Source organism: Azospirillum agricola, from assembly GCF_017876095.1.
Lineage (GTDB): Bacteria > Pseudomonadota > Alphaproteobacteria > Azospirillales > Azospirillaceae > Azospirillum > Azospirillum agricola.
This window is the reverse complement of the sequence record NZ_JAGINM010000066.1, coordinates 1-2,712: the sequence shown is the minus strand read 5'-3', so window position 1 is coordinate 2,712 and position 2,712 is coordinate 1. Positions and strand designations below refer to the sequence as shown.

Below are 2,712 nucleotides of genomic sequence, written 5' to 3'. Positions count from 1 at the left end.
ACGCCTGGAACGCGCTCATCGCCGAAACCGGCCGCATCAAATCCCTCTGCTTCCCGCCTTGGCTCCAGAAGGTCATTTCATAGGAGAGGCGGTATTACTGGACGGTGAGGGCCTCGGCTTGGTGCTAGGAGTGGACTCTGGACTGCATAAAAGATGACGATATGCCCTCAGGAAGCTAATGTACCTAGGATCGTCACCATCACACGCGCACACCAATTCGGTGTGAAACCTGCCATAGGTGCCTTATGAAGTTTGAAGTTGTCGGAATAGATTATGACAATCGAATCAATAACTTCATGGTAAGTGCCAGGGCAGATTACGAATGGTACCTTGAAAAGACACAAGGTTCTGAAGAGAACCTTGCCATTCAACGCGATATCATTAAGGGTTCCAAGCCCTATAAAAACCTTAGGGCTGACCTAAAGATTGGGTGCATATTGCCCACGATCGTCCTTGCCGTTCGCAACATTGATGCGTCTGTTACCAATAATTATAGTGAAAATGACGGCTTTATAACGGCATCGAGAGATGATCTCGACACTTTGCAAAATGCTATTGCCAATACTACGCCCGCCAATGTTGATATTGTTGACGGCTTGCAGCGCACCAATGCACTTCGCCAGACGCTTATGGAACTAAACGACGAGGAGCGCTCCATTTTTCTTCAGCGATCCTTGCGACTTGAAATCTGGATCAACATCGCGTTCTTCCCACTCGCGTACCGCATGCTTCTCCTGAACGCTGGTCAGCGCCCGATGTCGATGAAGCATCAGATTGATATCCTGTCGGGCGGCTTGGCCGAAGACCTTCAAGACCTTCCAGGAATTGAGATTATACGTCTCAAGGACCACAAGCGCCGAGTTCGTCCGGGGCAGTTCCACCTTTCGACGTTGGCGCAAGCTTTCCAGGCTTGGATGCAGAGAAGCCCCAATGTTGATCGCACCAACCTTGTCGTTGAAACGATGGTCGTGGATGAGGCATTAGAATCGCTTGGCATCGACCTGACCGATAATGATGGCAATCAGCGCGACGGCTTCCGTCAATTCGTTGACTGGCTCCTTCAGCTTGACCGGGCTCTTGGAGAAGATCAGAACCGCTTCTTTGGGAACGATACCGTTGTACTTGGATTCGCGGCAGCCATAGGCTTCGCACACAAGAATGAAACACTACAGGATCGCCTTCCCAGCGCCATGACAAAGATGATCGACAACGCCAATACCGATCAGGAAAACCCTCTTGGCGTGATCACTTTCGACCAGATCCGCAGGAGCGTAGACACCAAACGCAGCAATGTTGGTGAAGCGACTCGCGGCCTAGTCTTCAGGGCAGTACGTGAGTATATTATGCAAGATGGCACCACTCCAATGGCGGAGTGCTGGACCCAAGCCGCAAGCATGATGTGAAACATGCCTCTGCTTGATATACTCGCCGTCACCTCCGCTGATGAGGTAGACCCCACCCGTCCTTTGCAATTAGGGCCGCTGGAGTTGGGAGTGGAGGCGGCGACCGAAGCCTTCCGCATTCTCTCAGGTGGTGAATTTTCCAGCGAGGTGCAAATCGATCCGCAAGGAATCACACGAGCGTTTTATTGGGCTATAGCTCACAAAACGGAAGGCTCAGCCGAGATTTTTGGTTTTCCTGTAGGTACAGTCCACGGGCTGCCTACTGCGATCGAGATTGCTATCGTTCGCGCAGTCGCAGCATCAACGCCGGACCAACATGATGCGGTCCTGGCGGGAGGCATGGAGATTTCCATCGGGCCAGCCGGCGCATCAACCGACTTCCGCAGAATAATCCGCGTTGTTGAGCGCCCCATGGCGGGCGACAGCCTTCTCTTCGACGGCGCAACACAGGCCGTTATTGATGAAAACATCAACGCGCTTCTTAGTAGAGTTGCACTGAAATGCTTGGATAATTCTCTTCGTACATCGCCGCTAAAGTTCAGGTTTCTTGAACTATACCGCGTGATGGAAGCGAGATTTCTGGCAGAGATTAAGGTCAAATTGGTATCAAGCTTCGATGCAGAGCCAAGCGCTGCGTTAAGTGATGCAGTCGAGGCTCTGAAATCCGAAATGAATCAAATTATTGGTTTGGCTGAAACGCAACAAGACGCATTTGAGGCTTGCTGGACTGCCTTGGATCAAATCAAGAATACAAATCATTTCTCTGCCGCCCTATTTCGCAGGATCGCAAAGAAAGGAATTGGAGCTGGAGCTGGAGGTGGTGGAAAGTGGAGGATTGGTGCGGCTCTAATTTATCAGATCCGCTGCGCCATTGTTCACGCTGGGGAGAAGGATATGATCTTTGAGAGCTTTTCAGATGGAGAGGAGGCCGTCAGAGTCATATTGCCACACGTCGAGCGCGCTGCCCTTCTGCTCGTTGGGATCAATCTACTATGAATCCATCCATCCGGACTTCATAGACTAAAATCTCCAGGGAGCAATAAACGTCAAATTTCCATGCACGCATACTTGGCAACAAGTCTACGGTGGTATTCGCCGCAGCAGATCGCGATAGCCGCCGTCCATCAGTTGGTGGTAAGCGTTACGAGCGGCCCCTTCGGTTCGGACCGGGCAATCACCGCATCGATCTGTGGCGGCGGACCTTGAAGTGTTCCCGGAGGTCGAGGATGGCCTTTGCCAGGGCGGGGACATCGGCCTCAGCGATGGCCTCGGTGCCGAACAGCATGGGGTCCAGCACCTGGAAGGCGGC

2 protein-coding genes are annotated in these 2,712 nt (G+C 52.2%); both read left to right on the top strand.

Going from position 1 to position 2,712, the window contains the following annotated elements:
• Window positions 1-245: 245 nt before the first annotated feature.
• A complete protein-coding gene (locus J2847_RS33800) occupies window positions 246-1,403 on the top strand; it encodes a hypothetical protein (protein WP_209783102.1) in 1,158 nt (385 codons plus the stop codon).
• Window positions 1,404-1,406: 3 nt separating this feature from the next.
• Window positions 1,407-2,399, top strand: coding sequence for a hypothetical protein (locus J2847_RS33795; protein WP_209783101.1), 993 nt, complete (start codon window positions 1,407-1,409; stop codon window positions 2,397-2,399).
• Window positions 2,400-2,712: the final 313 nt, after the last annotated feature.